1 pseudogene is annotated in these 517 nt (G+C 45.8%); it reads right to left on the bottom strand.

What is annotated here, in order from left to right:
• Positions 1-14: 14 nt before the first annotated feature.
• Positions 15-517 (bottom strand): annotated as a pseudogene (locus AC23NW_RS36270) (IS1595-like element ISBbi1 family transposase); the annotation flags it as partial.

Below are 517 nucleotides of genomic sequence, written 5' to 3'. Positions count from 1 at the left end.
TTCTGATTATCCGTTTATGCACCTGTTATATTCGCAATTACTAGTCTGTCAAAGAGTTTGTCTCCAAAATACCGTCTGTTTAATTTGTAAATAAACTCGTTGAGATACAACTGTAAGTATTTCCTTTTGATTTTATGGTAGTTGCCCAGCAATGTCCGTTTTGCATTACTGATTGCGATATGCACCCATTTGAGTGTTTCCTTGGTGGTTTTGGCGTCTGATTTCTCGGTGACGTGCAATTCCACCAGATCGGAGATGTCAACGTAAGAAGTGCTTTTGTCCGAAAATACGATGGCATCATCCTCCATGCAGTCCCTGACCACGCCGTTGATTCCTTCACTTTGATGGCTATCCAGTACCCTGGCCTTGAAATAACGCACATGCTTCTCCTTTTTGCCCGTTTCGATATCTTCCAACGGGGTGCTTTCGGCCATCACCGCAACGTTCTGCTTTCCCTCGGCTCCCCGGCCACGTGTACCCTTGCCTCGCTCGATTTCCTTACTGGCCACCGAAAAGT

Source organism: Arsenicibacter sp. R0_47 (assembly GCF_057652235.1).
This window is presented reverse-complemented; position numbering and strand designations above follow the sequence as displayed.